General features: G+C 52.8%; 26 protein-coding genes. 6 read left to right on the plus strand and 20 right to left on the minus strand.

All coding sequences use genetic code 11. The features are described 5' to 3' along the window. Nucleotides 1–99 precede the first annotated feature (99 nt). Genes ABD949_RS13425 through ABD949_RS13440 form a run of 4 tightly spaced genes read right to left on the minus strand, consistent with a single transcriptional unit; the run spans nucleotide 100 to nucleotide 4,349 of the window. Nucleotides 100–1,254 (minus strand): site-2 protease family protein, encoded by a 1,155-nt coding sequence (locus ABD949_RS13425; protein WP_345244236.1) that lies wholly within the window; start codon nucleotides 1,252–1,254, stop codon nucleotides 100–102. Then, nucleotides 1,217–1,879, minus strand: a complete 663-nt coding sequence (locus tag ABD949_RS13430) for an HAD family hydrolase (RefSeq protein WP_345244237.1) — start codon at nucleotides 1,877–1,879, stop codon at nucleotides 1,217–1,219. The genes ABD949_RS13425 and ABD949_RS13430 overlap by 38 nt, the downstream gene beginning before the upstream one ends. A gap of 17 nt (nucleotides 1,880–1,896) precedes the next feature. Further along, nucleotides 1,897–2,865 (minus strand): acetyl-CoA carboxylase carboxyltransferase subunit alpha, encoded by a 969-nt coding sequence (locus ABD949_RS13435; protein WP_345244239.1) that lies wholly within the window; start codon nucleotides 2,863–2,865, stop codon nucleotides 1,897–1,899. A gap of 59 nt (nucleotides 2,866–2,924) precedes the next feature. Further along, nucleotides 2,925–4,349, minus strand: coding sequence for an MBL fold metallo-hydrolase RNA specificity domain-containing protein (locus tag ABD949_RS13440; RefSeq protein ID WP_345244241.1), 1,425 nt, complete (start codon nucleotides 4,347–4,349; stop codon nucleotides 2,925–2,927). Between the two features lie 124 nt (nucleotides 4,350–4,473). Between ABD949_RS13440 and dacB the strand changes: the two genes are divergently transcribed. After that, the gene (dacB, locus tag ABD949_RS13445) at nucleotides 4,474–6,027 is read left to right on the plus strand and encodes a D-alanyl-D-alanine carboxypeptidase/D-alanyl-D-alanine endopeptidase (protein ID WP_345244243.1); all 1,554 of its coding nucleotides are present in this window, start codon (nucleotides 4,474–4,476) and stop codon (nucleotides 6,025–6,027) included. A 12-nt stretch (nucleotides 6,028–6,039) separates the two neighbouring features. Here dacB and ABD949_RS13450 read toward each other — a convergent pair whose 3' ends face one another. The 4 genes from ABD949_RS13450 to ABD949_RS13465 all read right to left on the minus strand — a co-directional run bounded on the left by ABD949_RS13450 (nucleotide 6,040) and on the right by ABD949_RS13465 (nucleotide 10,528). Beyond that, complete coding sequence (locus ABD949_RS13450; RefSeq protein ID WP_345244244.1) at nucleotides 6,040–6,504, minus strand: response regulator; 465 nt, start codon at nucleotides 6,502–6,504, stop codon at nucleotides 6,040–6,042. Further along, entirely contained in the window at nucleotides 6,458–7,942 is a 1,485-nt protein-coding gene (locus ABD949_RS13455) for a sensor histidine kinase (protein ID WP_345244246.1), read from the minus strand. The genes ABD949_RS13450 and ABD949_RS13455 overlap by 47 nt, the downstream gene beginning before the upstream one ends. A gap of 191 nt (nucleotides 7,943–8,133) precedes the next feature. After that, nucleotides 8,134–8,700 carry an ATP-dependent protease subunit HslV gene (gene hslV / locus ABD949_RS13460; RefSeq protein WP_345244247.1) on the minus strand — a complete coding sequence of 189 codons (567 nt, stop codon included), beginning with the start codon at nucleotides 8,698–8,700 and terminating at the stop codon, nucleotides 8,134–8,136. 112 nt (nucleotides 8,701–8,812) lie between these two features. Then, nucleotides 8,813–10,528 (minus strand): pyruvate dehydrogenase complex dihydrolipoamide acetyltransferase, encoded by a 1,716-nt coding sequence (locus ABD949_RS13465; RefSeq protein WP_345244248.1) that lies wholly within the window; start codon nucleotides 10,526–10,528, stop codon nucleotides 8,813–8,815. A 180-nt stretch (nucleotides 10,529–10,708) separates the two neighbouring features. Between ABD949_RS13465 and ABD949_RS13470 the strand changes: the two genes are divergently transcribed. The 4 genes from ABD949_RS13470 to ABD949_RS13485 all read left to right on the plus strand — a co-directional run bounded on the left by ABD949_RS13470 (nucleotide 10,709) and on the right by ABD949_RS13485 (nucleotide 13,733). After that, nucleotides 10,709–11,959, plus strand: a complete 1,251-nt coding sequence (locus ABD949_RS13470; RefSeq protein ID WP_345244250.1) for a hypothetical protein — start codon at nucleotides 10,709–10,711, stop codon at nucleotides 11,957–11,959. A 1-nt stretch (nucleotide 11,960) separates the two neighbouring features. After that, nucleotides 11,961–12,167, plus strand: coding sequence for a hypothetical protein (locus tag ABD949_RS13475; protein ID WP_345244251.1), 207 nt, complete (start codon nucleotides 11,961–11,963; stop codon nucleotides 12,165–12,167). Between the two features lie 286 nt (nucleotides 12,168–12,453). After that, nucleotides 12,454–13,344, plus strand: a complete 891-nt coding sequence (locus ABD949_RS13480) for an IS982 family transposase (RefSeq protein WP_425576754.1) — start codon at nucleotides 12,454–12,456, stop codon at nucleotides 13,342–13,344. 92 nt (nucleotides 13,345–13,436) lie between these two features. After that, nucleotides 13,437–13,733 carry a hypothetical protein gene (locus ABD949_RS13485; protein WP_345244255.1) on the plus strand — a complete coding sequence of 99 codons (297 nt, stop codon included), beginning with the start codon at nucleotides 13,437–13,439 and terminating at the stop codon, nucleotides 13,731–13,733. A gap of 72 nt (nucleotides 13,734–13,805) precedes the next feature. Here ABD949_RS13485 and ABD949_RS13490 read toward each other — a convergent pair whose 3' ends face one another. The 7 genes from ABD949_RS13490 to ABD949_RS13520 form a co-directional block, all read right to left on the minus strand. Continuing rightward, complete coding sequence (locus ABD949_RS13490; protein ID WP_345244257.1) at nucleotides 13,806–13,952, minus strand: hypothetical protein; 147 nt, start codon at nucleotides 13,950–13,952, stop codon at nucleotides 13,806–13,808. Nucleotides 13,953–14,153: 201 nt separating this feature from the next. Further along, nucleotides 14,154–14,336, minus strand: a complete 183-nt coding sequence (locus ABD949_RS13495; RefSeq protein WP_345244259.1) for an antitoxin Xre-like helix-turn-helix domain-containing protein — start codon at nucleotides 14,334–14,336, stop codon at nucleotides 14,154–14,156. A gap of 51 nt (nucleotides 14,337–14,387) precedes the next feature. Then, nucleotides 14,388–14,837, minus strand: coding sequence for an RES family NAD+ phosphorylase (locus ABD949_RS13500; RefSeq protein WP_345244261.1), 450 nt, complete (start codon nucleotides 14,835–14,837; stop codon nucleotides 14,388–14,390). After that, nucleotides 14,837–15,268 (minus strand): type II RES/Xre toxin-antitoxin system antitoxin, encoded by a 432-nt coding sequence (gene parS / locus ABD949_RS13505; RefSeq protein ID WP_345244263.1) that lies wholly within the window; start codon nucleotides 15,266–15,268, stop codon nucleotides 14,837–14,839. The genes ABD949_RS13500 and parS overlap by 1 nt, the downstream gene beginning before the upstream one ends. Nucleotides 15,269–15,510: 242 nt before the next feature. Continuing rightward, on the minus strand, nucleotides 15,511–16,173 hold the full coding sequence (locus ABD949_RS13510; RefSeq protein ID WP_345244265.1) for an endonuclease III domain-containing protein: 663 nt from the start codon (nucleotides 16,171–16,173) through the stop codon (nucleotides 15,511–15,513). Between the two features lie 57 nt (nucleotides 16,174–16,230). Beyond that, nucleotides 16,231–16,440, minus strand: a complete 210-nt coding sequence (locus ABD949_RS13515) for a hypervirulence associated TUDOR domain-containing protein (RefSeq protein WP_345244267.1) — start codon at nucleotides 16,438–16,440, stop codon at nucleotides 16,231–16,233. Between the two features lie 95 nt (nucleotides 16,441–16,535). Next, on the minus strand, nucleotides 16,536–17,792 hold the full coding sequence (locus ABD949_RS13520; protein ID WP_345244269.1) for an OmpA family protein: 1,257 nt from the start codon (nucleotides 17,790–17,792) through the stop codon (nucleotides 16,536–16,538). Between the two features lie 163 nt (nucleotides 17,793–17,955). Here ABD949_RS13520 and ABD949_RS13525 point away from each other — a divergent pair, with 163 nt between their 5' ends. Next, on the plus strand, nucleotides 17,956–18,285 hold the full coding sequence (locus ABD949_RS13525) for a DMT family protein (RefSeq protein ID WP_345244270.1): 330 nt from the start codon (nucleotides 17,956–17,958) through the stop codon (nucleotides 18,283–18,285). 32 nt (nucleotides 18,286–18,317) lie between these two features. Here the strand turns inward: ABD949_RS13525 and ABD949_RS13530 are convergent, their stop codons facing one another. The 5 genes from ABD949_RS13530 to ABD949_RS13550 form a co-directional block, all read right to left on the minus strand. Then, a complete protein-coding gene (locus tag ABD949_RS13530; protein WP_345244272.1) occupies nucleotides 18,318–20,732 on the minus strand; it encodes a M43 family zinc metalloprotease in 2,415 nt (804 codons plus the stop codon). 86 nt (nucleotides 20,733–20,818) lie between these two features. Continuing rightward, nucleotides 20,819–21,313, minus strand: a complete 495-nt coding sequence (locus tag ABD949_RS13535; RefSeq protein WP_345244273.1) for a hypothetical protein — start codon at nucleotides 21,311–21,313, stop codon at nucleotides 20,819–20,821. A gap of 25 nt (nucleotides 21,314–21,338) precedes the next feature. Then, nucleotides 21,339–22,169 carry a hypothetical protein gene (locus ABD949_RS13540; RefSeq protein ID WP_345244275.1) on the minus strand — a complete coding sequence of 277 codons (831 nt, stop codon included), beginning with the start codon at nucleotides 22,167–22,169 and terminating at the stop codon, nucleotides 21,339–21,341. Nucleotides 22,170–22,202: 33 nt separating this feature from the next. Beyond that, nucleotides 22,203–23,558 (minus strand): RagB/SusD family nutrient uptake outer membrane protein, encoded by a 1,356-nt coding sequence (locus ABD949_RS13545; RefSeq protein ID WP_345244277.1) that lies wholly within the window; start codon nucleotides 23,556–23,558, stop codon nucleotides 22,203–22,205. A 57-nt stretch (nucleotides 23,559–23,615) separates the two neighbouring features. After that, complete coding sequence (locus tag ABD949_RS13550; RefSeq protein ID WP_345244278.1) at nucleotides 23,616–26,654, minus strand: SusC/RagA family TonB-linked outer membrane protein; 3,039 nt, start codon at nucleotides 26,652–26,654, stop codon at nucleotides 23,616–23,618. Nucleotides 26,655–26,809: the final 155 nt, after the last annotated feature.

Raw genomic sequence — 26,809 nt, forward strand, 5'->3', positions numbered from 1 at the left:
TGAGCAGGGCAGCGTCAGGCTGTTAAGGACAGGTACCGGACCGGGAATGTATGTTTCCTGAACCAATCACGGCAGGCTCAAAAACAGCCTGCCGTTTATTTATTCCGAGAAAATAAAGGGTTTTGGACTAAAGCACAGGATAAAAACAATCAGTGCCAGCCATCCTAAAATTTTGCGGTTTATATCCAATGGAGGCTCCGGTTCCGTTTCGGGATGATAAACACCCAGAAACCGGCCGAGGATAAAGATAAACAGCAGGAAGCCTGAATACCCTTCCCACTCGGGCCGAAGCCATGAAAACAGGAATTGGGTAGCGACCACCGCCAGTGCAATTAGCAGACCCGTCAGGCGATTATTGCTAATGCGGATAAAGCTAACGTACAGAAACAGGATGTAAAGTCCCAGCGAAAGTAGTTGGTTGTAGAAAAAGGAATCGTCGCCCACCGCAAAGTCGGCAGGCTTAAAAAAGCCCAGACCGGCGTAAAAAGCGAACAGGATAAAAAGCGCCGGGGCTACCCACTGAAACCGCTCCCGGCCAATCAGACCGTACAAAATATGGCCTCCATCCAGTTGCCCGATTGGAATCAGGTTCAGCGAAGTAAAAAACAGCGCCAGATACCCAGCCATCAGGTATGGGTAGTGGATCATTTCGAACGGATGCGGCAACCGCGACGGATCAGCGACGAAGTTTTTAAAGAACCAGAACAGCAGGTTATCGCCGAGGGCAACGGACCCACCCGGCGGCAGCTTCTGGTAAACGTAGTCACCGTAACTAAAACCATATTGCTGGTATTCCGGATGAATCGTGAAGATATATTCAGCCGGAGGCAGGTGCGTAAAGCCGTACCAGAGCACAATCACCGCCAGGACAAAACCCGCCAGCGGTCCGGCAATGCCAATGTCGAAGTATTTTCGCCGGCTGCGGATATAGTCCTGAATTCGGATAAAAGCCCCCAGCGTACCAATACTTTGTCCCAACCCTATCCACAACGGAATATAATAAGGCAGCGTGACCCGCACCTGGTTGGCTTTGGCGGTAAAATAATGGCCAAACTCATGGACGGTCAGGATGGCCAGAAACGGTACCGAAAACTGCAACCCCGACCAGAACTCGGCCCAACCCAGCGTGGGGTTGTTTTCAAAGGGAATAAACAACCGGCCATACATCCATTCGGCTCCGGCCAGCGTGGTCGTGATGAGCGTGATCAGGAAAAGACTACCGTGTATGAGATACGCTTTCGTCCGTGGGTTCATTTAAATAATCCAGAATCGTCAAAGGCGGCTGCACCTGCACCGCCATAATGCCTAACTCAGAAGCTGCCCGGATATTGGCCGGGTTATCATCCAGAAACACCGTTTCTTCGGGAGCCAGTCCGGCGGTTTTCAGCACATGCCGGTAAATATCCGGTGAGGGTTTTGACAGCCGGACTTCATAGGAGTAATACACCCGTTCAAAAATTTCCTCCAGCGGAGGTTGTCCCAGCCCAGCCAGCATCTGATTTACCCTGCGGATGTGAATAGTACTGGTATTGCTGAGCAGAAACAGCCGGTAACGTTGCTGAAGCTGCCGAATACGCTGGATACGCTCAATGGGCAATTCCAGCAGAACAGTGTTCCAGGCTGTATCGATCACCTCGTCGGCCCAGGCGTCATTTTTTAACAACCGCCGTACGTGCTGTCGGAAGCCGGCATCGTCGATCAGGCCGGTTTCAAACTGCATGGTAATGCCGTGTTCCTGCCAGATCGCTTCGACCTCTTCCTCTTTCAGGCCGGACAGGGTGGCAAAATTGCGGATCGGGGCTCGCAAATCAATGGGAATGATAACATCCCCCAAATCAAAAATGATATTTCGAATATGTGGCAGAAGAACGCTGGACATAGTAGTTGGTTGCGTTGTTAGTGACTAACCTGACTGTCAACGACAACGCCCATTGAGCAGAACTTATCGATGCGCTGGCTGATCCGCTCCTGCGGGTCCATGTCACTTAACTCACTGATAGCTTTCAGAATTGTTTCTTTGAGCTTGCGGGCCATAAAGTCATGATCAAGGTGGGCGCCACCCAGCGGCTCGTCAATAATGCCGTCGACCAATCCCATCTCCTGCATATCGCGGGCGGTCAGCTTCATGGCCTCGGCGGCCTGCTCTTTGTAGTCCCAGCTTCGCCACAGAATGGTAGAGCAGTTCTCCGGCGAAATAACGGAATACCAGGTATTCTCCAACATGTACACCCGGTCGCCGATAGCAATCCCCAGGGCTCCGCCCGATGCACCTTCACCAATAATGATACAGATTACCGGCACCTTCAGCATAAACATCTCTTTCAGGTTCCGGGCAATGGCCTCCCCCTGTCCGCGCTCTTCGGCTTCCAGACCGGGAAAAGCACCTGGGGTATCGATCATTGTGATAATGGGCTTATTAAATTTCTCGGCTAGCTTCATCAACCGCAGCGCTTTGCGATAGCCTTCCGGATTGGCCATCCCGAAGTTACGATGCTGCCGCTGTTTGGTATTGCGCCCTTTCTGCTGACCAATAATCATAACGGTTTGCCCGTCGAGTTCAGCAAACCCACCGACCATGGCCGGATCGTCGCGAACGGTGCGGTCGCCGTGCAGTTCAATAAACTGGTCGCACATCAGCGAGATGTAATCGAGGGTGTAAGGCCGGTCGGGATGCCGCGAAATCTGCACGCGCTGCCAGCGGGTCAGGTTTTCAAAGATTTCCCGGCGCAGCTTATCAATGCTGCGTTCGAGAGTAACGACAGCCTCGCTGACATCGACATTGCTGCTTTCGGCCAGCCGTTTCATCTCTTCCAGGCGAGACTCCAGGTCGGCAATCGGTTTTTCAAAGTCCAGATACGTTCTCATTCGTCAAAATCAGTTTGACGTTTACCGTTTCACCGGGCTGCCGGTGAAACGGTAAACGACTACAGTTCATAGGTTTGTCCCTTTTTCGGTATTTCGACCTGCGGATAGCCCACTTCGGCCAGCGTATCCTTGAATACCTGCATGCTGGCAAATTCGCCATGCACCAAAAATACCTTTTTCAATGTCTCGGGAGACTGCATCTGCACAAAGCGGATGAGGTCGTTGCGGTCACCGTGGCCGCTGAACACGTCTACTTTCTCCACCCTGGCATTCACCGGATGGTCTTTACCCTTGATCGTCAGCGTACTTTGCCCATTGAGCAGGCGCCAGCCCAGGGTGCCCTCCGCGCAGTAGCCGATGATCAGAATGGTGCAGTACGGATTACTGATATTGGCCGCTACGTGATGCTCCACCCGGCCACCCTGCACCATACCCGATGAGGAAATAATAATGCACGGCTCGCTGTGATTAGACACGGCCTTACTGGCTTTGGCACTTTCAAGATACTCGAAGTTCTCAAAATCGAACAGCGTTTCGTTCTCTTCATAAAATTGCCGGGCGTCCTGATTCAGCATCCGAACATTTTTCAGGTAAACCTTGGTGCTTTCCAGCGCCAGCGGGCTGTCGGAAAATACTTTGATGCTCGGAAAATTATGCTCTGAGTACAGCTTATTCAGGGTATAGAGCAGCGCCTGTGTCCGGCCCACACTAAAGGACGGAATAATCAGGCGACCGGGTATGTCAATGCACGTCCGCTTGATGACGTCGGCCAGCGCTTCTTCAGGTGTCTGGTGATTTTCGTGCAGACGGTTGCCGTAAGTGCTTTCGCAGATCAGGTAGTCGACGGGAGGCACCGGTGCCGGGTCAATCAGCAGCGGATAGTTGCGCCGGCCAATATCGCCGGAGAAGCAGATTCGCTTCTTTTCGCCGTTTTCGTAGACACCGATCACGATATGAGCTGCTCCGAGCAGGTGACCCGCCGGGATAAAGGTTACCTCTACCGAATCGGTCACGCGGAACTTGCGGTTAAACGCAATCGGCACCACGTTTTCCATGGATTCGCGAACCTGCTTTTCCAGATACAGGTCTTTCTGCATCTTGGCCTGCCGCTCTTTCACCCGCTTCTTTTTGCTGGCGTTCAGTTCATTGATGCGCTTCTGGTTCAGCGAAGCCGCATCCTTCAGCAGCAGTTCCGTCAGCGAGTACGTCGGCTCAGTACACAAAATCTGCCCTTCGTAGCCTTCCCGGTACAGGTTCGGCAGATTGCCCGAGTGATCGACATGGGCGTGCGTCAGTAAGACAAGATTTATAGTGGAAGCTTCAAAAGGGAAGAATCCGGTTTGGTTTGTTGTTGTGGCCTCTTGGCCATTTGAGCGCTCCAGATTCGACCCACAATCAATCAGAATACGGTAATCATCCTCCAGCTCAAGCAAATACATACTGCCCGTAACCTGCTGGGCCGCTCCCCAAAACGATAATTTCATGCGTATGGTTTAAACGTCTGTCGTCGTAATTGTCTATCCAAATAACAAGTCAGGTGGTTTAAAACGTTATTTTTGCAAAGCTACTAAAAAAGCCGAATCCCCTAACGTCTTTATCCATCCCCGAATGCCCGTTATTTTACCTTCTGTCGTGCGCTTTGCCGGTACCCTGTTGATTGCCTGGCAACTGCTGGCTAGCCCACCCGGTTATGCCCAGACGCCGTATGACACAGCCGTAGTGAATAGGCTGGTCAGCGCGGTAGCTGATTTCCAGCAGAGCCCCACAGCCCGCCATGGCACCGTAGCGCTCTCCGTCCGGCGTGTGCGCGACGGTGAGGCACTGGTCAGCTATAATGCGCAACAGAGTCTGGCGTCGGCCTCTACCCTGAAGCTTATTACTACGGCTACCGCCCTGGCCGTGCTGGGCCCGTCATTCACCTATACTACCTCTCTCGAATACGACGGTACCATCCGCGACAGCATTCTTACCGGCAATCTCTACATTCGCGGCTCGGGAGACCCCTCGCTCGGTAGCTGGCGGTATGGCGACTCCTACGAAGCGTCGTCGCTGCTGCAAACCTGGTCAGACGCCATCCGGGGAGCCGGTATCCGGCAGATACAGGGTGCCATTGTCGCCGATGCCTCCCTGTACGATCAGTTACCCGTTCCGGATACCTGGCCCTGGGGTGACCTTGGCAACTACTACGGCACCGGACTAAGCGCGTTAAACTTCAACGAAAATCTGTACCGGGTGGTATTCCGGCCGGGCAAAACCCCAGGCGCGGCCGCTACCATGGTCCGCACCGAACCCCCGCTTCCCTACCTCACGTTGTCGAACCGGGTTACTACCGATGCCCCCCGCACTGGCGATCAGGTTACCATTTACAGCGCTCCCTTTGGTAATCAGGTCTGGCTGGAAGGTAAAGTTCCAGCCGGTGTGAACGAGTTTGGAGTGAAAGGTGCCCTGCCCGACCCCGCTTATCAGGCCGCGTTTGCGCTAACGCAGCAAATTCAGGCCGACAGCATTGTGGTTACTAATCCGCCCAGTGTTTTTCGGGCACGTACAGCCTTACCAATGCCCGAAGGGAAACGAACGCTGTTGCTACAGCATAAGTCGCCCCCGCTGCCAGAAATAGTGCGGCAGACCAATTTCCAGAGCATCAACCTCTACGCCGAAGCCCTGCTGCACACCACCGCCCGAACGCTTGATCCGAAGGTGACAACGACGCAGGCCGCTATTGAAGCAGTTACCACCTACTGGCGCAGCAAAAACATTAACCTCGACGGCTTTCGGATTAAGGATGGCAGCGGATTATCGACAGTCGGAGCGTTGACCGCCGACAACATGACCAGTATTCTGAGCGCAGCCGGAAAAGAAAAGTACTTCCCCCAGTTTCTGGAAACGATACCCGTTGTAGGAGAGTCGGGAACCGTTCGGACGCTGGCCCGCCGGACGGAAGCCGCCGGCAACATCCGGGCCAAAAGTGGATCCATTGAAGGGGTACGAGCCTATGCGGGGTACTTTACGGCCACCGACGGAGAACTGATGACCTTTTCGCTGATGGTAAACCGGTTTACGCCGGGTACTAACCGGGCGGTGACCAGTCAGATTGAGCGAATCCTGTCCCTGCTGGTTACCCTACCGGGGCACACCGAACCGGCGGCTGCAGACACCAAATAAATCTTTATCTGCTCACTCTTCGCCTTCGTGATTATACCTGGTCACGACGTTAAACCAGTATTGACCAATAGCCCGGGTTACCTCGCTGAGCCGCTGGTACGAGGTAGGTTTGGTAATAAAGCTGTTGGCCCCGTTAAAGTAGGAGGTTTCGATATCGTCTTTAGCGTCGGAGGTGGTCAGAATAACAACCGGAATGTGACGAAGGGAATCGTCGGCTTTGATCTGCTTCAGGGCTTCCCGCCCGTCTTTGCGCGGCATGTTCAGATCCAGCAGGATCAGCTCGGGCAGTAAGTGTTCACCGCCTATGTAACGACCACTGTAGCTCAGGTATTCCATGAGTTCCTCACCATCTTCCACAAACGAAATCCGGCTCACCGGAAAGTGCTGCTGAAAAGCTTCCCTGGTCAGGAAGCGGTCGTCTTCATCGTCGTCAGCTAACAGAATATGAATGGGTTTCGTTGGTGATTGCTCGGTCATGTTCGTAATTCAGTTGCTTTTCCGGTAGTATTATCACAAACGTAGCCCCCTGATTGGGTTCGCTCTGCGCGGTAATATGACCTTTATGGTACATCACCACTTTTTTGCAGATCGCCAGCCCGATGCCAGTGCCCTCGTAGGATGTCTTACCGTGAAGCCTTTGGAAAACTTTAAAAATATGGTCTAGATACTTCTCGTCAAAGCCAATACCATTGTCTTCAATGGTAATTTTATAATACGTTTTTCCGCCGATTAGTTCCGGATAATCGGCCCCATCAACGGCCTCGGCCGAGATGCGAATGAGGGGCTTTTCGTCCTGGGCCGAAAACTTAAGCGCGTTGCTCAGCAGGTTCGAAAACAGGTGATCCATCTGGCTTGGTACGGCCTCTATAATAGGCAGCGGGTCTACCTTAACGAGGGCGCCCAATGCCTTTATACGTAGTTCCTGATCATCAACGATCCGGTTTACAACCTCCGCCAGATTAATGGGCCTGAACTCCTCCTGAGCAATAGAGATCCGTGAAAAATTCAGCAGATCCTTGATCATTTTCGACATCCGCTCGGCCGATGCTGTGATCTTTCGCAGAAACTCCAGACCGCTTGCGTCAAACTGGGAATTATAGCGCTGCTCCAGGAGGTCTCCAAACGCCTGAATTTTCCGGAGCGGCTCCTGCAGGTCGTGCGAAGCAACAAAGGCAAAGCGTTCCAGTTCCTCATTCGAAGCCTTCAGCTGACGAATATTCTCCTTAAGCTCTTCTTCATACGCCCGAAGCTGATCTTCCACCTGCTGCCGTCGACCCAGTTCCTTGTCCAGCAGGTTGAACGAAACAACCATCGTTACAAACGTCAGAAAGGAAACCACAAAAATCAGGATAACGGTATTCTGGAAGGACTGTTTGGCCACATCGCGTCGTTCCGGCATCAGCACCTGCTCCCGTTCCAGCATTTCGTTGACCACCCGGCTGACGTCATCCATGCGCAGTTTATCAATCCGCATATAAACGGGAAGAACACTGGCTTCTTCGCGGTTTTTCACGGCGGCCATCTGCCGCTGGGCAATCTGCATTTTGATTTTAGCCAGGGTTTCCAGCGAATCAATTCTGGCGGCAATCAATTCGTCATGGTTAACTTTCTGGAGCTCGCTGATCTCCTGCTTCACCAGTTGAATGTTCCGGGCGTAGTTTTCAAGGTAAAGAGTATCCTTACTGAAAACATAGCCCCGCACACCCGTCTCAATCTCCCTCAGCCGCAGCAGTACGTTCGTCAACCGGTTGCGCAGCAAATGCGTGTCTTCAATCGTTTTGCTGTCTTCCCGATACCAGTTATAACTATACAGGGTTAATACAAAACCGGTGGCAATCAGCACAAGCGCCAGTACAAAGCCAACGCTTATCTTCTTGTCAATGTGAGTAGGCAGCAAACGTCCGAAAACGCTCATAACGTTGGTGGTCTATAGAAAGCAAATATAGAGTTATTAGCTATGCTTCATAAATAAGGTCTTACGGCCGGTTTGCTTAAACAACTCACAACCTGGACCTTATTCATTAAATCAGGCTAAAAAACCTATCGAATGCCAGAGCATCCTGAATTCTACTAACGACCAAAATGGGCAATCTCTTGCCGGAGCCGTCAACTAATTGTCTCGACCACCAGGTTATGATTGGTATAAATACAGATGTCGGCGGCAATATTCAGGCTTTCGCGCACCATCTCTTCGGCGGTCATTTCGGCTGCGTGTTTTTTCAGGGCCACGGCGGCCGCCTGGGCGAACATACTGCCCGATCCAATGGCAGCGATCTGATGGTCCGGCTCCAACACGTCGCCGGTACCCGAAATGACTAACATATCGTCTTTGGAGGCCACAATGAGCATGGCTTCCAGCCGGCGCAGAAAGCGGTCGGTCCGCCAGTCCTTAGCCAGTTCAATGGCGGCCCGCTTCAGGTTACCGCCGTAGCCGTTCAGTTTTTCTTCGAAACGCTCGATCAGGGTAAAGGCATCGGCTGTAGAACCGGCAAAACCGGCCAGCACCTTACCACCCAGCAGCACCCTGATCTTCTTAACATTACTTTTGGCAACGGTGTTACCCATCGTTGCCTGCCCATCTGCGCCCAGGGCTACCTGTCCATTATGCCGTATGCCTACGACGGTTGTTGAGTGAATTTTCATCGTCTTTTTGTTTCGAGTTTCAGGTTCCATGTTTCGTTGACGGTGTGTATCCAAAATGGGTACGCATCAAAAAGGAATGACATCCGAAGATGCCATTCCAACCGCCGGGCGGCCCCGCTGAAACATGAAGCCGGAAATAATATTAAACTAGCATTCTCATCGGGTCTTCCAGCAACTGCTTGAGCGTTTGCAGGAAGGCGGCTCCCGTGGCCCCGTCAACGGAGCGGTGATCGCAGGAAAGGGTTACCTTCATGACGTTGGTCGGTTTGGCGGTCTCGCCTTCGAACTTCACCGTTTGTTTGATAGCCCCTACTGCCAGAATACACGAGTCAGGCGGGTTGATGATGGCCGTAAATTCATCTATACCGAACATACCGAGGTTGGAGATCGAGAACGTGCTGCCTTCCCAGTCTTTCGGCTGCAGTTTGCGCTCCTTAGCCTTACCAGCCAGGTCTTTTACTTCGCCGGCAATGGTCGACAGCGTTTTCTGGTCGGCGTCGCGGACTACGGGTACCAGCAGGCCTTCGTCTACCGCCACGGCTACGCCAATGTTGACGTATTTGTAGCGCCGGATCTTATCGCCCAGCCACGACGAGTTCACCGCCGGGTGTTGTTTCAGGGCTACCGCAGCAGCCTTGATCACAAAATCGTTGAAAGAGATCTTTACCGGCGATACTTCGTTCACCCGACCACGCAGCTCCATTGCCTTGTCCATGGTAATTTCCATGGTCAGGTAGAAATGCGGAGCCGAGAACTTGCTTTCGCCGAGACGACGAGCGATCGTTTTCCGCATCTGCGATACCGGTACATCCTCGAACTCGCCCTGGGCCTGCGGAGCGGGAGTCGGTTGCGGGGCTGCGGCCGGTGCGGCTTTGGCTTCCGCCGGCTGAGCGACCGGTTGAGCCGCAGGATGCGGAGCAGCAGGACTAGCCGATGGTTGGAAGCTCTCAATATCGCGTTTCACGATACGGCCTTCCGGACCACTTCCCTGAACCTGCGCCAGATTAATGCCTTTTTCTTCGGCGATACGCTTCGCCAGCGGAGACGCTTTTACGCGCTCATTGTCGGCATGGTTACTTTCCGTCGGAGCAGCCACCTGCGGTGCCGGTTCGGCGTTGGGAGCTGCGGCCGGGGTAGCTGCAGCGGGTGCCGCCTGACCACCACCGCCCTGAAGCAGCACCTTAAAGTCAGCGCCTTTCTCGCCTACTACGGCAATGACTTCATCTACGGCCACCGACGCCCCCTCCTTAACGCCGATGTATAGCAGCGTACCCTCTTCGTAAGCCTCCAGGTCCATGGTGGCCTTATCGGTTTCGACTTCGGCCAGCACATCGCCGGATTTCACGGTATCGCCTTCCTTTTTATGCCAGGCCACAATAGTGCCCTCGGTCATGGTATCACTCATTTTCGGCATCCGAATAACCGTAGCGTTGACATCAGCCGCCGGGGCCGCCGATACCGCCTTCGGGTCGGGCAGTTGCGAAGTTGCCTGTTCTTTCTGGGCACCATTCGGGGCCGGAGCCGGCGTAGACGCTTCAGCTTTAGGAGCCTCCTGCTTCGGTGCCGGCGCTTCCTGACTTCCCCCGCTGCTACCATCAAGCAGCGCTTTGTAGTCTTCCCCTTCCTCGCCGATTACGGCAATAACCCCGTCGATCGGAACCGCCTGGCCTTTCTCGACGCCGATGTACAACAGGGTACCTTCATCGTAAGCCTCCAGGTCCATGGTGGCCTTATCGGTTTCGACCTCGGCCAGCACATCGCCGGATTTTACTTTATCGCCAACTTTTTTATGCCACTCCGCGATGACACCTTCGGTCATGGTGTCACTCATCTTCGGCATTCGGATTAATTCTGCCATATCGTGGTTGCTATGGGTAAATCGGTCTATGATTCGTTCGAACGTCCAAAATTAGGACAAAGCAGGCAAAGTTGTCAAAAATGCCGCAAGTTTCCGTCTGCTGAAAAAATAAGATCTATTTACTTTGTATTTCAAAGTACTTTCAGTAACTATGCATCAGCAAAATAAACCAGTGCTACCATGGAAGACGCCATTAAACGCAACCTGCATGATCCGGATCGACTAGAAAATCTCTACCGGGAGAATCAGCTTCAGTTCACCACTTCATTTCGGGATGTCTATGAGGACATTAAGAATCAGGAAATCGCCCGGTTCTGGCAGGCCCGCCTTACCCACGACATCAGCCAGCCTAAACTCATTAGCTGGGGCAGCCGACAAGAAATCATATTTATTGTGCTGGCTTCCCTGGCGGCCGGTCTGCTGGCCAAACTACCCAGTTTTCTGTCTATTTCGGAGGAATTTTTCTACCCAAGAAATATAGGCTTCATTGTGTTTCCGTTCCTGATTGGCTATTTTCTCTGGAAACGCCAGGCAGACACGAAAATCATTGCCGGCACTACCGTGGCCCTGCTGTTAGCGGCTCTGCATATCAATCTGCTGCCTTCAGACAACAAAAGTGACACCCTGATTCTGGCTTGTCTGCACCTGCCGTTATTTCTCTGGTCGTTATTAGGTATCGCGTACAGCGGCCTTGCCGGCCAGCCATCCCGCCGGATTGCCTACATCCGGTATAATGGCGACCTGGTTGTGTTTACGGCAATTACCATGCTGGCGGGTGGGCTGTTCACAGGCATTACGGTTGCTTTGTTTTCCCTCATCACGCCGTCGGCCCCGCAGCTCTTTTTTGAGTACGTTGGCATTTTTGGGGTAGCCGCCGTGCCGCTGGTGGCCACCTACATGACGCAGACCAACCCGGAACTCGTCGGGAAGGTATCGCCGGTTATTGCCCGGCTGTTCAGTCCGCTGGTGCTGGTTATGCTCATTATCTACCTTATTGCGGTGGTGGCCACGGGCAAAGACCCGTACAACGACCGGGAGTTTCTGCTCATCTTCAACTTTCTGCTAATCGGGGTAATGGCCATCATCGTCTTTTCCATCGGCGGTCTGCCCAAACACGAAAACAATACAGCCAGCACGCTGGTGCTGCTGTTGCTGTCCGGGCTGACCATTGCGGTCAATCTGGTGGCGCTGTCGGCTATTCTTTTCCGACTCTCGGAATGGGGTATTACGCCGAACCGGCTGGCCGTGCTGGGGGGCAATGTGTTGATCTTTGTTCACCTGCTGCTGATTTTCACCGAACTGCTGAAGGTCGTCCGCCGGAAGCATACGCTAACGGATGTGGAAAATAAGGTCGCGGTTTTTCTGCCGGTCTACGCGCTCTGGTCTATCTGCGTCACCTTTCTGTTTCCGGTACTTTTTAGCTTCAGGTAATATGAAAAATAAAGCAGGTATCCTTATGGGTTTTGTCCTGGGGCTAACGGGGTTTCTCCTTTTGTTCAAAGTCGTTTTCCTGAATCACATTCCACCGGAAGACGAACTCGCTCCGGGCATGGTGGTTCTTGCTGCGATACTGAATGGGGTACTGTTTGCGTTTGTAGGGTACGTAACGCAGAACTACGTTGAGAAAAAGAGAAGTTAGCCCCCAATGCCATACTGGTTCACCTGCCTGTTTGTTGCTTGTTTAGCTTCGATGCGGCCACCCGCCCCAACCGCCACGGCTTTACTGAATAATGTAACCTGGTTCGGTAAGGCTGTAGCGTACAGAAACAATACCCAAACTGATAAACCCTGCACCAATAAAGCATTTTAGTTTAACGTGAATTATGGATAGTGTGCCAGATAAGCGGCTGGTAGTAAGCGCATAGAAGGTAGAAGATCACGAGATTTGTAGCGCCAACTAACAAAGTCTCAAACCCTCTACCCCTATGCTCTGCGAAGATAAGGCACTTAAGCTAATCGAGATCTTCATTACCTGTGATGATTTTTGCCAGGCCCTAACCCAATGGCAAACTCAACAAGGAACCTGTCCTCCTATTCGAGCCGGTCAACTCACCGATAGCCAAATGTTAGCCATTACTATCTTCTATCATCATTCAGGCGCCAAGTGCTTTGAGTACTACTACCGCCACTGGGTGCAGGCCCAACTAACCGATTACTTTCCCAGGCTCATCAGCTATGAGCGCTTTGTGGCTCGCATGCCTCGGTTGCTACCAGGCTTGTTTGTGCTCCTGAAGTGGTTGTGTGCCCAGAGCCAGCGCACAGGCTTTTACATCATCGACAGTAAACCGCTGGCGGTTTGTGACAACCACCGCATTGCGAGCAACAAAGTCTTTGCTGGTCTAGCAGTTCGGGGTAAATCCACCATGGGCTGGTTCTATGGCTTCAAAGTACATCTGGTCATCAACCAGTATGGTCAGCTGATTAACTTCATGCTGACGGCGGGCAATGTAGCCGATAACAGTCCAGCGGTACTCACCCAAATGCTGGCCAACTTGCAGGGGCAGTGCTTTGGTGATCGAGGGTATCTGACTAGGCTGTTTGCCGAGTTTTACCAACGAGGCCTCCACATCATTACTAAGCTCCGGCGGAAGATGAAACCCATGCTGATGCCGCTGGCTGACAAGTTAAAGCTACGCCGACGTGGGCTGATTGAATCGGTCAATGATCTGCTTACATCAGTCTTTGATGTGGAGCACACTCGGCATCGGAGTGTCTTCAACAGTCAGATCAACGTACTAGCCGGTCTGATTGCCTATTGCTTTTACGACCACAAGCCCTCGATTGTCGTGCCTGCTCAAAAACACCTTCATCCATAATTCACGTTACTTTAAGCATCATAACTGATATTCCACATTCGAGGGGTTATTACGACCGTACGGCAAAGGTTACAGGTTGCATGGATCAGTGTATGTTAACCCAACAACTTTATTTTAGTGGTATACCCCTCGCTGTTGGTAGGCATAACCTTTTATCGCTCATAAAGTGTAACGGAGTACATGGCGGTTCCGTAATCTTTACATTGTTAGACGGTGGAGATGTTATTGCTGTTGAATTCTTTGGCCAGACAGGCTGGATTGAAGTGACAGCCTATAATCCGGCCATCAGGGAAATAGAAGGTAAATTTGACGTAACGCTCAAGAGCGATAAAGGTGAACTAATGCGGTTTAGCCAGGGCGCTTTCAAAACCAAACTAACGAATCAGTAAGTCTGTATTCCAATCTATAAGGCACAGGCGGTCTAACGATATAGGAATACGAAGCCAACAGTATTAATCCCGTTAGCCGCCAATCCCCCATTCAATCCGGCCTAACACATCTTCGGCCAGCGAAAAACCGGAAACGGTATCCAGCACCGCTGAAGGGGATTGTGGCACCTGTGCAGAGTAAGCATTCGCATCGGCCACCTGTGGCCGAAGGTTTTCCAATGCCGCGTCAGGTTCACCGAATTGGCCAAGACTCCGGACCGGTATCGGTTCCGGGATACTGTCTCCCCCTCACGGCAGGCTAACTCCATCAGGGGCGTATGAAACCAGCGCGCCAGCAGGTCGGCCCGGCCGTTGAACACCAATAACCCATGTTGGATTAGGCGCTCGAGCAACAGTAGCCGCTCACCAGCTGCCAGCGGCTCATTGGCCACTAGCGCTGTGCAGACTCCGTACGGACATGTTCAGGATACGAGCCATTTCCCTGTCGGTCAAGCCAACCAACCGGGCTACTTCATCGACCCGGCGACGCATCACCCCCTGCCGGGTCTGGCGGATCAGGTCGGTAACCGGACGTCCGGAAGGAATCGAGAACGCAGTTTGCATAGGAATTTGGTGGCTGAATAGTGCATTCATTTCGCATTAGGCTCCACAGCTCTACTGTTTGATCCGGGGGTCGAATAGGAACGGCTCTGTCTGGATCAGCCGAACACGGGCAAAATCAGGGTGAGTCGGATTCAGGAGATAGTTGTACTCGTTTGGAACAATGGCCGAAGGAACCCGCAGCACGGCCGTTTGCATCCGTTGCAGCCAGGCATCACCAATCTGCTGACACTGGTAGTAGTTCTGAAATTCTGCCCAGGTGGCCGGTAAGATATCTAACGAAATTTCCTCCTGATGCAGCTGCTCAGGTACCTCAATCACCATTACCCGAAAGAGGTCCTGTAGACCCTCTCCGCTCCGGTGGACCACGTTTTCCAGACAGGCCAGCGCTCGGGTAGCAGCCGTGTAAATCACAAATTTACCGCGTGAGTTCCAGCGGGCGGCTCCGCCCGACGCCACCAAACTACCGGCATACATGGCTCTGGTAATTCGATAGACAAGCATCAGGCCAGGTCACCATATTCAATGCGGATCAACTCATCCATAATCAGGTCAATGCCGCCTGAGGTATGCAGCAGGTCAAAGGGAGTCTGCCCCCCAAGCCCGTAAGCCGGTTTATCCATCCAGCGTCGGAAGTGATTCACCGATCCAAATACCTCGGCTCCTTTGCTAAACAGGACAAAAATCTTCAATGCCTTTTCGCTATCCTGCGGACTGAGATTTTTCTCCTCCCGCTCGTAACGCTGAAAGGTCTTAACGGATGTATCAAATACCAGGGCCAACTGCTCCCGTTTATAGCCTGTCAGGTCAGCTATTTCGAAGAATGCCGTGGCAGGAATTCCCTTCAACGCCTGAGAAACCAAGCCAGCCCGGTCGTTATAGCTGATTACAGCTTTTCCCGTGCCCAAAAGATGCCGGTGGAGTGATACTGCCATAATAGTATTGGTTGTTGCTGACAAAGCTAAGACATTTGTCTATAAAACATAGAAATTTGTCTTTAAGTTTGCGGAGCTTAAACGTACTGAAGCGAACTATAGTAGCTTTCTGTAAGTAGGCAATGCCCACCTAGACGCCCGGTTCGCAGGATGAACGACTCCTCAGAGCCTATACGCTGGTGCCGATTAATTTTATACTGGATAAGAAGCGGTAAAGCGCAGCAGGGATGCTGCGCGGGACATTACCGATGCTTCGTTACGCCTACCTGTTCGCACCAGGCCAGCACGGGGCAGGTGGAGCAGTGCGGTAAATTACCGGTGCAGATATGCTTGCCGAACGGCATCAGCAGCCGGTTGATGTCGGTCCAGAGCGGTTGCGGTACCTGCTGCTCCAGCACCTTCAGGGTCTGTTCAGGCTGGCGGGTCTGCACATAGCCCCAGCGGTTGACCACCCGGTGAACGTGTACATCCACACTGATGGCTGCCTGCCCGGTAGCGACACCCAGCGCCAGATTGGCGCATTTCGGCCCAACGCCCTTAAAGCTGGTCAGTTGCTCAAAATTGGTGGGAAGCTGTCCGCTAAACTCCTCCATGACCCGCCGGGCAATGCCTAGCATAGTGTAGGCTTTCTGGTCGGGGTAGGTGCAACCGTGGAGCAGTTCGGTCAGGCGCTCCGGAGTGAGTATCAAAAATTCGGCGGGAGTGCGGGCCACGGCAAACAGGCGGAGACTGACCGGAATTGTAGTTTCGTCGAGGGTGCGGATGGAAATGATGCAGGAGATTAGCTGCTCAAAAAGCGACGAGTAGCCGCGCTCATACAATTCAAACATGGCCGCCTTCGGGTACGGCTCAATGGCCTCTTCGATACGGCTGAGAACAACGTTCAGATCAAAATCCGGTTTCATGAAAAACTAAACCCGATGGTCTGCCATCGGGTTTAAAACATTCGTGTACGTTAGCGTTTACTTTTTCTCCAGTTCACTGGCAAGCTTCAGTACGCGCTGCTTATCCTCCTGTTCAATGACGACGGCCGGATTATCGTCGGTGCCGTTGCGCTTGATCTTCTTGCCATCAATGGTACGCTCAACTTCTTCCTTGCGAACCTCTACCACTTTGCCTTCGGCGTGGCCGCTGCCCCATTTCCAGCGGACCTGATCTCCTTTCTTTACCATATCTGTAACGTTGATGTTCAGGCAGGTAACGGCCTGTTCATTTTAATTGTTCGGCGATCAGCCGTACGCTATGCGCAGGTGACAGGTCACTTTTACTATTTCTGCGTAATTACCATTTCGACCCGGCGGTTCTCCTGCCGCTCTTTCATAGTAGCATTTTTATTGATGGGCCGGGAAGCACCGTAGCCAACGGTATCAATGCGTCCGGCGTTAATGCCTTTCGACACCAGATAGTTTTTCACCTCCTTCACCCGGTTGCGCGACAGTTCAACGTTCGCGTCGAAGTCGCCGACGATATCGGTATGGCCTTCCAGCCGGATTTTCATCGTCGGATTTTCGCGCATGATGCTTACCAGTTGATCCAGTTCGGGGAATGATTCAGATCGGAGGTCATACTTCGAGACATCGAAATAGATGTTACGCAGGGTGATTTTGGCTCCTGCTTCAATAGGTATCAACTCCATATCCCGCACCAAATCGGTTCGGGTGGTAGTGAGGGTATCGCTTAGTCCCAGATACCCCTTTGCCGTTACCGAAACAGCGTAAATCGAAATCGGCCGGGCAGCAATGCGGTAGCTTCCGTTCTGCCAGTCGTTGCGCACGGTATCGTTTAGCGGACGATCGTTGGTTAGCAGTTGGTAGGACACAGTAGCCAAGACCGGCTTTTTGGTTTTGGCGTCGCGAATAACCCCTTTGATCGTTACCGTTGCCGGAGCCACCGGTTCGGGAGTAGACGGGCTTACAGCCACCGGCGGTTCCTCTACGCGGGGTTCCGGAGCGGGTGTCCGGGGCGCCGGGCGTTGCGGCTGACGCTGGGCCTGCGGCTGCTGCTGGGGTTGCCGGCGTAACGGATTGTTGACATGTACCCCGTAAAAGTTAAAGCAGATATTGCCCCTGGAGTCGTTGCACTCAAACAGGTCGAACACCTCAATACCAGGTTCCAGCCGCTCGAAATACACCACAAAATCGACCTGCTCGCCCGGCCGTACGCCCCGCCGTTCAGTGACGGGAATGTTTTCAGCCCGGATAAAGCGGAACGACCGTTCACCCCGATCGGCATAGAGACGGGACGACGGCTGGAAGTTGATGGTGGTAGTTTCGATGGTCTCCTGCGGAAACGGGAACGGCAATCGGTTAGGGCTTTGCCGGCGGTACGGCGGAGCCTGCTGGCTGCGCCGGTAAAACGTCATGTAAATAATGGTGTAGCGGTCGGTCAGCTCAATACGGCGAATGCTGACATCAGGATCGTTGACCTCCTCCACCCTGGGCCGTTCGGTGACATACTGCACCTGCGCCTGCACCCAAAGCGGACAAACGACCAGCATACACAGCCAGAGTAGTGTGGTTTTCATGCGCCTGCTTGTTTACTTTCTAATAAAACGCTTGCCGACGGCGGGTATTTTGCCGTTCGGCAATCAGGCCTATAGATAACTAGTTTAGCCAAAAGTTTAATCGGACCGGCTATTAATTGATTAACCGGAGTTGCAGACCTTTGCAGCAGTTTATTCAACAACAATGCGAACGGTTATTCTGCTATTTTTCTCGAATGTATTTATGACTATTGCCTGGTACTGGCACCTGCGGTACAAGGGCGAGTCGCTCTGGAAGGTGATCCTGATTAGCTGGCTGATTGCCTTTGTTGAGTATTGCATTGCCGTACCGGCCAACCGGATCGGCTCTTATCAGTTCAGCGCGTTTGAGCTGAAAACCATCCAGGAAGTAGTGAGCCTGCTGGTTTTTGTCGGCTTTGCGGTAGTTTACCTGAAGGAGGAAGTGAAGTGGAATTACGTGGTCGGCTTCGGGCTGATTGTGCTGGCGGTGTTTTTTGTGTTCAAGAAGTGGTAATGAATGGCCGGGCGTTAACCCGGCCATTCAGCTTACTGCTTCACCATGCGCTGGCGGAAGACCTGGCCGCCAACCTGAACTTCAATCAGATACATGCCACCGGGCGACGTTCGCAGGTCAAGCCTGCGTTCAAAGGCATCGGTAGTTTTCTGGTGATTTTCCCGGATCAGGCCGGCACCGGTAAGGGAGCGGACCGTGAGCGTCAGCGGACCACGCAGGCTGTTGCGCATGGATAGTTGCACCTCGCCATTGCTGGGATTTGGCGTGAGCGTCAGGGCCTGCTCAGCCTGCGGCTGCGGCACGGAGGTCACTTGCCCTTTTCGGACAAAGACCCTTGCTACAGCCTTCGTTTCACATAGATCTGCACCCGGCTCGCCCGTAACCGTATAGGAGGTAGTTTCCGTCGGACGAGCCGTAACCTGCGGCCCCAGCGTTGTATTCAACGTAGTAGCCGGCCCCCAGCTGAATACACTGGCCCCTCTGGCATTGAGTGTAACGGCTTCGCCCGGATTAATAAACTGGTCCGATAAGGATACCTGAACAGATGGCTTCATACCCACTTTAGCCGTAATATGATGGGCTATATTTAAGCCTAAAGTATCTCTGATGCGTCCCCAATTCCCATTTTGGCTTTGTAGCCAGGAAGTAGCAAACAAGGACTCTCCATCCCGGGTCGTCACCAATGCCACTGTATCGCCCGGTGCATATTTAAGTTCAATACCAATATGGAATCCCACTCCGGCTACGGTGCGACTAAGATTCACATTCCTATCAAATACCACTGTAGTTGGCCGATTGTTAGCTACATCTTCCAGTATGGTCCGCAGTGGCACCTCCTTTTGTTCCAGTACCTGACCTGGACCATTCTGAAAGCCTCGGGCGTTCCAGACAGTAACGGTTACAGTCGATTCAGTCTCTACGCCACTAGCGGCTTTGGCAACCCCAAACTGCAGCGATGCTCCGCTCAGGCTAGTGTATCCAAAAGGATTGTTAAAAAATTCAGAAACGGCTCTCGTTCTCCGACTGTTCTGTCCAGAAACATAGCCAGTGCCTATAGGGTGCCGGATTACCGTTGGCGAACCGTTGAAATTAGTCGTGTCACCACATAAGCCAATATTTAGCACTTCAATGTATTCTTCCCGAATAAGCACATCCGATTGCCCGGCGCTGTTACTTACCACCAGCGTGACCCGAAAACGGCCCGGTCGATTATACGTTACTAAGGGATTACGCTCACTAGACGTCGAAGGTGTACCACCTTCAAAGGTCCACTCCCACCGGGTTGGAAAATTACCTGAAAGATCCGTGAACTGAACCGTCCCCCCTAATAGTACTTGTCTGGTGTCGGCGCGGAAGTTCGGGAATGGTCGACTTACCACTTGTGAGCCGCAAACATTTGAGGTAAGTAAACTAGCACGCCTTGGACTAACCTCCATTACTGCCCTCATCCGGGTTTTCTGACCATTAGTAAAAATGTTAAAACAAGCGTCCTCCGAATAATCCATGTAATTCTGAACCATATTCACTCCTCCGCAACTTACGCGGCCGACCTGACAGCCGTAATTTGGTCTGTCAGAAGGTGGCGTATCGTTTACGAAGTCATCTCCGCAGGTCCCATTCGCCTTGTCTCCCCAGATATGTCGTAATCCCAACCAGTGTCCGGTTTCGTGAGTCAACGTACGCCCCAAGTTATGAGGAGCCTGCATCACTGGAAAATTGCCTTTTTCGGCATTTCCGAAATGCCGAAAACCAATTACAACCCCATCAGTACTGGCTGGCCCTTCATTAGGATTCAATCCGGACAAATTTGACTGATTTGGAAATTGTGCGTATCCTAAAATTACGCCCCCACCTCTTTGATCCACAAGATCTAGCACCCATATGTTATAATACTTATCCGGGTCCCAAACAGTGCTGGGTTTTAACAAATTATCTGTTTGTTCAATGTTATAGGTGGCTTGGCTCCCTCTTACACGATCAATACCGCGTTCGACCATAGGACGGCCTTGTGGGTCAATGGCTGCCAGGCAAAACTCAATCTCTATATCGGCTCCTCTGGAGTCACTATTGAACCCCCGGGTTCCTGGTTTTCTGCGAAAATCTTCATTCAAAGTCTCAATTTGTGCTCTTACCTGTGCTTCGCTGATGTTCCGACCTGTGCCAACAGCTTCCCCATTATGAATAACGTGGACCACCACCGGAATTGAGATGACCTCTGCCAGCACCCGTCCCGACCGTTGCCGCTCCTGAATTTCTTTAATTTTTCGCTGCAGTACCTGCTCAAAATCATTCAGCGGGCCCAGTTCAGGATGGCGCAGCCGCAGCAGACTATCCATCTTCATGGTAGCACACTGCTCGTCTTTATGGCTGTGGGTATGGATCTGCGCCAGCAGGCCAGGAGCGATACTGACGAAAAGGAAAAGAAAGAAAAGTAATCGTTGTGACATAGTTCTACCGGAAAAGCGGGGCAGACAGACCAGACCTCCAGCGCCTTTTCAATCTGCCAGTTCGTGTCAAAGAAATTACTGAGTTATCATCGGGTCGTTACCGCATTGAACGTGAAACGGTAGCTGGCGTCGATGTCCTGAAAATAGAATTCGAGCGTCATTACCTTGTCCGTAAGATTTTTGATGGTAAAAGGCAGCTTCTGATCGGTTAATAAGGGCAGTACAAACTCCAGCGTAGCCTTGGCATTGATCAGCGCCCAGGAGTCGGTCAGAAACACATCCGGGTCCTGCGCACTGCATTTGGTAGCCCCTTCGGTTGCTTCGAACCGCTTTTCTTCGTTAGCATAAAAAACGTACTGGTCGTCGGCGATACAGGGATCGTAAAGACTCTGGATATTTATCGTCTGCGAGGCCTGTCCTTCGTCTACGACCTGGATGGTTGTCAGACGCCATGCTTTCTTGTCTGTTCCAGTAAGTAGCTGACTGTAGGTGACCGGCGTCGGCGTCAGGGGTTCGGAGCATCCCGAAAAAAGTCCGGCTACCGCAAGCAGCATCAGCAGAAAAGGTATCTTTAGTTTCATAGGAGCGATCATGCTGAAATGACTCTTACTGTGGAATGTACGTTAATGTTTGCGTAATGATGGTATCCCTTTCGGTGTTGGGAATCCTCAGCTTCAGTCGCAGATTCAGGGTAATCTGCCGGTCGCGGGGATTCCAGGCTCCATTCCCCTGAATAGTGTCACGCGGAGCTGCCAGATAATCGTTTCGCTGAGCGGGTATTGTCAGCGAATTGTCGCCGTTGTCGATAAACGTCAGCGTCGGCTTTTCGGCGTTGAGGTTGAAGAAGCCGAGGTTCCAGTTACCGACGCGGTACTCCCGGCAGTCGACACTGGTAATTTCAATATCCCGCACCGTCACCGCCTGCTGCCCGACCCGACGTACACCAACATAGGAGCCACTCAGCAAGCAGTCATCCTGGATGGTAAACTTAAGCTGTTTGCCAACAGGATTATTCTTGCCCAAACCAATCTGGAGGCTGGCAGGGGTCACCTCTGTAATGGTAAAAATGATGTCCTGCGACTCCAGAATGTTATTGGCATTATTGATCAGCTGAAGCTGTATCTCGCCAAAGCTCTGTTTGGCTGGTATCACCACGGTCCCTTTGGTACCCAGAATGGTGTAATCACGCCCTTCACGGGCATTACCGCCAACGGTGTACCGAACCGTAACCGGCTGATCCAACTGGGGACCGGCATTATGGACCCGGACCACAATTGGGTTGCTATTGCTCTCCCGGTACACCACGGTAGAGTCGGTAAAGCGGACATGATAAGGTCCGGTAAACGTCCGGTCAATATCGGTCTCTTCGCAGGAGAAGATGCCCAGCCCAACCACCAGGGCCATGAACGCTCCCCCAATAAAATTATATCGCTTCATTCGTTGATTCGCCTTATGCATACAATAGCTTCATTAATAACCTGGATTTTGATTGCCTTTCAGGGCCGGGTTACGCTGGATTTCACTCTGCGGCACCGGCCACAGTTCATAGCGGCTGTTCCAGTTCGGTGAAAACGCCGTCATAACGGCCTGAGCTCTGCCCGTCCGGACCAGATCATACCAGCGATGCCCTTCAAAGGCCAGTTCATAAATCCGCTCCCGCTCAATAGCCGACAGAATATCGGCCTGACTGCCGGACGTCAGTGCGGTCACACTGGCCCGGTTACGCAAAACGTTCAGGTCAGCCAAGGCACCGTTTGCCCCCGACAGGCGGCCCAACTGGGCGCGGGCTTCGGCCCGGATCAGGTACATCTCGGCCAGGCGGAAGAGCACAATATTGTTATTATCTTCATCGGCCGAGCCGTACTTACGAACTGTCCAGCCATTGTCACTGCCTTTCAGTTGCTGCGAATTAAAGGTTATGGTTGACCGCCGGGTGCCAGCTTCGGGCGAGATCAGCGCCACTACCACCTGGTTCGACGGAATTACCTCCCGCCGACCGACCAGGATGTTGTTCAGCCCGAAAGTACTGGTACCAGGATCGTCGGAAACGGTATATCCAACCTCCAGAATCGATTCATCCGTAAAATCCGCAGTTACGATTGTCTGGTAGTCAGACTCCAGCGTATACGCTTTGGAATCAATAACCTGCGTGGCGAACTGCTCGGCCTGCGCCCAGTTTTTCTGGTACAGGTAGTAGCGGGCCAAAGCCGCCCTTACTACGTTTTTTGACACATAGGCCGCTGAAGCTGCCTCATCGGGCGCATCGGCTAAAGCTGCCTGATAGTCTTCCAGCGCAAAGGCCAGAATTTCGGCTTTGGGAGTCCGTCCAATATTCCGGTTAGCCGTTTGATCTGTATTGGTCACTTTCGGAACAGCGCCATAGGTATGGGCACCGACAAAATACGCAAACCCGCGCATAAACCGGGCCTCGGCCAGCACCTGCCGCCGGGTTTGATCCCGCACGCCCGACACTTCCGGCAGGCGCTCAATGATGAAGTTTGCCACGTAAATGGTTCGGTACATAGCGCTCCAGAGCGCGCTTACGGCACCGTTAGCTGCGGTTATCTGCTTGGTACCCAGTTCGCGGTAATCGGTGAACGTACCATTGTGCTGAATATAGTCGGCGGTAAAATCGCCGGCAATAATCATGGGAGCCGCCATACCCCGCAGGGAACTATAAAGGCCGATGCGAACCGTTTCAACATCGGCAGGCTCGTTCAGGGCCAGCTGGTCGACCAGCAGGTCAACCGGCTGCGGCTCCAGTACCTCCCGGCACGAGACCAGGGTAATCAGGGTAAGCAATATCAGTTTTGTGTATCGTTTCATCAGATCAGATTTGGCCCGACCAGGCAGAGCCGGAGCCATGCATGTTGATAATAGAACTTAAAAAGAAACCGTCAGACCCACCATTGCCGTTCTGATTTGCGGGAAGGTGAAAAAGTCAATACCCTGAGCCGCCGTCGACCCGTCGAGTGTACTAACTTCCGGATCAGATCCGGTGTAGCGCGTCAGGGTCCATAGATTGGTCCCGGACACAAAGATGCGCGCGCTGCTGGCTTTTACCCGGCTTACCCACCGCTTGTCGAGGTTATAGCCGAAGGTCAGGTTTTTGAGCCGCAGGTACGAACCGTCTTCCAGAAAGCGGCTGCTGTGGTAGTTGTTGTAGGTATTCTGGTACACATACCGGGGCACACTGGTAATATCTCCTGGTTTCTGCCAGCGCTGCATAGCCTTACGGGTCTGATTGCTCTCCAGATCGGCTCCGTTGTTGATAAACGAGGTATTCGACATATTCAGCACCTTGTTGCCGTAGGAGAACTGGAAGAACACGCTCAGGTCGAATCCTTTCCAGGTAATGCGATTGGTGAGGCCCCCAAACAGCTTAGGCTGAGCCGTTCCGATTATCTGCGCATCATCCGGCGAAATACGGCCGTCGTCGTTCTTGTCTTCGTAAATGGCATCGCCGGTGGCAGGGTCTACTCCCAGGAACTTAAGCCCCCAGAAAGTACCCAGCGGCTGGCCAGGCACGATGACGTTTGTACCCGTTACGCCATTGGCCGTATAGCCCCGGAATAAGGGTTCTTCACTGGCCAGTTCCTCTACCCGGTTGATGTTTCTGGAGAGGTTCAGGTCGGTATTCCACCGGATAACCCGATCGATATTCACCGTAGAAATCGTCAGTTCCATTCCTTTGTTCGACACGCTGCCGATGTTCCCCTGTACAGACCCGAAACCGGTTGTTACCGGAATGGGCTCGGCAAACAGCAGGTTATCGGTCAGGTTGCTGTAGGCATCGAACGTGACGTTCAGCCGGCCGTTGAAGAACGACGCATCCAGACCGATGTTGGCTTCGCGCGTACGCTCCCATTGCAGGGTTGCGTTTGCCAGGGCGGCTGGTCCGGTTCCGGAGGCTCCGCTGTAGGTGACGGCGGCCCAGGTACCCAGGAACTGAAAATCGCCGATGCGCTCATTTCCGGTATAGCCAAAACTGGTTCGCAGTTTCAGGTCGTTCAGGAACCGGAACCGCTCCATAAACTTCTCACCCGAAATACGCCAGGCCAGCGAAGCAGAGGGAAAAAAACCAAAACGCCGGCTTCGGCCAAAGCGGGACGAACCATCATAACGGGCTGTAATCGTGGCCAGGTAGCGCTCGTCATAATCGTACCGGATTTCGCCAAATGTCGACAGCAGGCCACTATTCAGCCGGGCGGAACTCCCGTTATCGACAATACCAGCCGATGTAATGTACGTAAAGTCATCGCTGGGAAACAACCGTCCCTGCAGGTTACCGCTTACCTGGGTCCGCTGCAGCACTTCCAGGCCCAGCATGCCGTTCAGGCGGTGCTTACCAGCCAGGATCGTGTTGTAGGTAAGGGTATTACTATTGATAAACGTGGAGAGATTCTGGTTGATGAACACGCCGTATCCCTTACCCCCCACACTGGGCAGGAAACCACCGATGGCCGTTGAGGACGGCTCGAAGTTGTCTTCCGTTACGTTGTTGTAGTCGATGCTGACTTTAGACCGCAGCCGGAGGTTTTGAATGAATTCGTACTCGGCATACAAGCCGCCGAGTATCTTCACCGAGTAGGTATCGAACCGGGGCAGTACAGCCTGCGCGACGGGGTTGAAGTTGGGGAAACCCGGGTAGTTGGCATCGTTAGGGGCATACAGCTTACCCTGTTCGTTGTAAGGCGAATAATACGGCAGGCTTTTAACCGCAGCCGAGTAAACCCCATCGAGGAAATTATCGCCTTTAACACGCTTGTTTTTGGCCCTGGCCAGTGTCAGGTTGGTACCGAACGACAGCTGCGACGTAGCCTTATGGTCGAGGTTCAGCGAACCGGTATACCGGGTAAATCGGTTGTTAAGCTGCACCCCTTCTTCATCGCGGAAGTTACCGCTGAGGTAAAACCGGGTTCGCTCATTTCCACCGGTGGCGGAGACCTGATACTGCTGATAAACACCCTTTCGCAGAATGGCGTCTACCCAATCGGTATTGATGCCGTCGGTAATGCCTTTAATCAGACCAAGCCTGTCGGGGTTTTCACCCGCATTGATAACGGCCTCCCGCTGCAGTTCCAGCAGTTCTGCTGAATTCAGCAGGTCGGGGCGTTTCACTACGTCGGTCAGCCCGCGCTGTGCTTCAGCCGTAAACGTTGTTTTCTGGTTGGTTTTACCGCGTTTGGTCGTCACCAGGACCACCCCGTTGGCCGCCCGTGATCCGTAGATGGCCTTCGCGGAAGCATCTTTCAGAATCTGGATGGATTCTATATCGTTGGGGTTGATGAGCGAGAAAGCATTATCGCTCTGTCCGCCGAAATCCCGGCCCGACAAGGCACCGTCCTCCACGGGAACGCCGTCGACAATAAATAGCGGACGGTTACTGGCCGAAATGGAGGTATTCCCGCGCACCCGAACCGTAATGCCCCCACCGGGCGTTCCCGACGACTGGGTTACCTGCACCCCGGCGGCCTGCCCCTGCAGAGCCTGATCGAAACTGGCAATGGGTATTTCTTTGAAACGTTCGCTGCTGACGGAGGCAATGGAACCGGTAATGTCTTTTTTCTGGGCTGTATTGTAGCCGGTAACCACCACTTGAGCCAGTTCGTTGACAGCCTCCTGCATCTGGAGATTAATGGTTGTGCGGTTGCCGACAGTTATCTCCTGCGGCACCAGACCAATGGAGGTAAAGAGCAGCACGGCATTATCGCCCGGTACGGTTATGGTGTAGTTTCCGTCGGCATCGGTGCTGACGCCCTGGGTCGTCCCGCGCACTACCACGTTGACCCCTGGTATCGACGAGCCATCCTGGGCCGATGTAACCCGGCCGGAAATCCGTCGGCCCTGAGCCAGCAGCTGGCCTGGCAGAATCAGCAACAGCAATAAAATACCTAAAATTTTCGGGTAATAGTTGTTCATGCAAACGGTCGAAATAGGTAGGTAATCTGGTAAAGAATGCTATAAAAACCGGAAAATAACGCATTCTCCAGTATAAACTTATTATGGTAAGTAATAAACGAAAAAAACTATCTCAAATCATATACAAAAGGCACCTGATTTTTTACGTCAGGTGC

The sequence above is a fragment of the Nibrella saemangeumensis genome (assembly GCF_039541915.1).
GTDB classification, from domain to species: Bacteria; Bacteroidota; Bacteroidia; order Cytophagales; family Spirosomataceae; genus Nibrella; species Nibrella saemangeumensis.

What these genes read in the sequence shown, in the direction of transcription:
- ABD949_RS13545 (WP_345244277.1), bottom strand. Translation starts at nt 23,558, where the DNA reads ATGAAACGATACACAAAACTGATATTGCTTACCCTGATTACCCTGGTC.
- ABD949_RS13475 (WP_345244251.1), top strand. Translation starts at nt 11,961, where the DNA reads ATGAAAAATAAAGCAGGTATCCTTATGGGTTTTGTCCTGGGGCTAACG.
- ABD949_RS13540 (WP_345244275.1), bottom strand. Translation starts at nt 22,169, where the DNA reads ATGAAGCGATATAATTTTATTGGGGGAGCGTTCATGGCCCTGGTGGTT.
- parS (WP_345244263.1), bottom strand. Translation starts at nt 15,268, where the DNA reads ATGGCAGTATCACTCCACCGGCATCTTTTGGGCACGGGAAAAGCTGTA.
- ABD949_RS13450 (WP_345244244.1), bottom strand. Translation starts at nt 6,504, where the DNA reads ATGACCGAGCAATCACCAACGAAACCCATTCATATTCTGTTAGCTGAC.
- ABD949_RS13430 (WP_345244237.1), bottom strand. Translation starts at nt 1,879, where the DNA reads ATGTCCAGCGTTCTTCTGCCACATATTCGAAATATCATTTTTGATTTG.
- ABD949_RS13440 (WP_345244241.1), bottom strand. Translation starts at nt 4,349, where the DNA reads ATGAAATTATCGTTTTGGGGAGCGGCCCAGCAGGTTACGGGCAGTATG.
- ABD949_RS13425 (WP_345244236.1), bottom strand. Translation starts at nt 1,254, where the DNA reads ATGAACCCACGGACGAAAGCGTATCTCATACACGGTAGTCTTTTCCTG.
- ABD949_RS13550 (WP_345244278.1), bottom strand. Translation starts at nt 26,654, where the DNA reads ATGAACAACTATTACCCGAAAATTTTAGGTATTTTATTGCTGTTGCTG.
- ABD949_RS13515 (WP_345244267.1), bottom strand. Translation starts at nt 16,440, where the DNA reads ATGGTAAAGAAAGGAGATCAGGTCCGCTGGAAATGGGGCAGCGGCCAC.
- dacB (WP_345244243.1), top strand. Translation starts at nt 4,474, where the DNA reads ATGCCCGTTATTTTACCTTCTGTCGTGCGCTTTGCCGGTACCCTGTTG.
- ABD949_RS13530 (WP_345244272.1), bottom strand. Translation starts at nt 20,732, where the DNA reads ATGTCACAACGATTACTTTTCTTTCTTTTCCTTTTCGTCAGTATCGCT.
- ABD949_RS13500 (WP_345244261.1), bottom strand. Translation starts at nt 14,837, where the DNA reads ATGCTTGTCTATCGAATTACCAGAGCCATGTATGCCGGTAGTTTGGTG.
- ABD949_RS13455 (WP_345244246.1), bottom strand. Translation starts at nt 7,942, where the DNA reads ATGAGCGTTTTCGGACGTTTGCTGCCTACTCACATTGACAAGAAGATA.
- ABD949_RS13535 (WP_345244273.1), bottom strand. Translation starts at nt 21,313, where the DNA reads ATGAAACTAAAGATACCTTTTCTGCTGATGCTGCTTGCGGTAGCCGGA.
- ABD949_RS13520 (WP_345244269.1), bottom strand. Translation starts at nt 17,792, where the DNA reads ATGAAAACCACACTACTCTGGCTGTGTATGCTGGTCGTTTGTCCGCTT.
- ABD949_RS13465 (WP_345244248.1), bottom strand. Translation starts at nt 10,528, where the DNA reads ATGGCAGAATTAATCCGAATGCCGAAGATGAGTGACACCATGACCGAA.
- ABD949_RS13485 (WP_345244255.1), top strand. Translation starts at nt 13,437, where the DNA reads ATGTTAACCCAACAACTTTATTTTAGTGGTATACCCCTCGCTGTTGGT.
- ABD949_RS13510 (WP_345244265.1), bottom strand. Translation starts at nt 16,173, where the DNA reads ATGAAACCGGATTTTGATCTGAACGTTGTTCTCAGCCGTATCGAAGAG.
- ABD949_RS13495 (WP_345244259.1), bottom strand. Translation starts at nt 14,336, where the DNA reads ATGCAAACTGCGTTCTCGATTCCTTCCGGACGTCCGGTTACCGACCTG.
- ABD949_RS13470 (WP_345244250.1), top strand. Translation starts at nt 10,709, where the DNA reads ATGGAAGACGCCATTAAACGCAACCTGCATGATCCGGATCGACTAGAA.
- ABD949_RS13525 (WP_345244270.1), top strand. Translation starts at nt 17,956, where the DNA reads ATGCGAACGGTTATTCTGCTATTTTTCTCGAATGTATTTATGACTATT.
- ABD949_RS13435 (WP_345244239.1), bottom strand. Translation starts at nt 2,865, where the DNA reads ATGAGAACGTATCTGGACTTTGAAAAACCGATTGCCGACCTGGAGTCT.
- hslV (WP_345244247.1), bottom strand. Translation starts at nt 8,700, where the DNA reads ATGGAACCTGAAACTCGAAACAAAAAGACGATGAAAATTCACTCAACA.
- ABD949_RS13480 (WP_425576754.1), top strand. Translation starts at nt 12,454, where the DNA reads ATGCTCTGCGAAGATAAGGCACTTAAGCTAATCGAGATCTTCATTACC.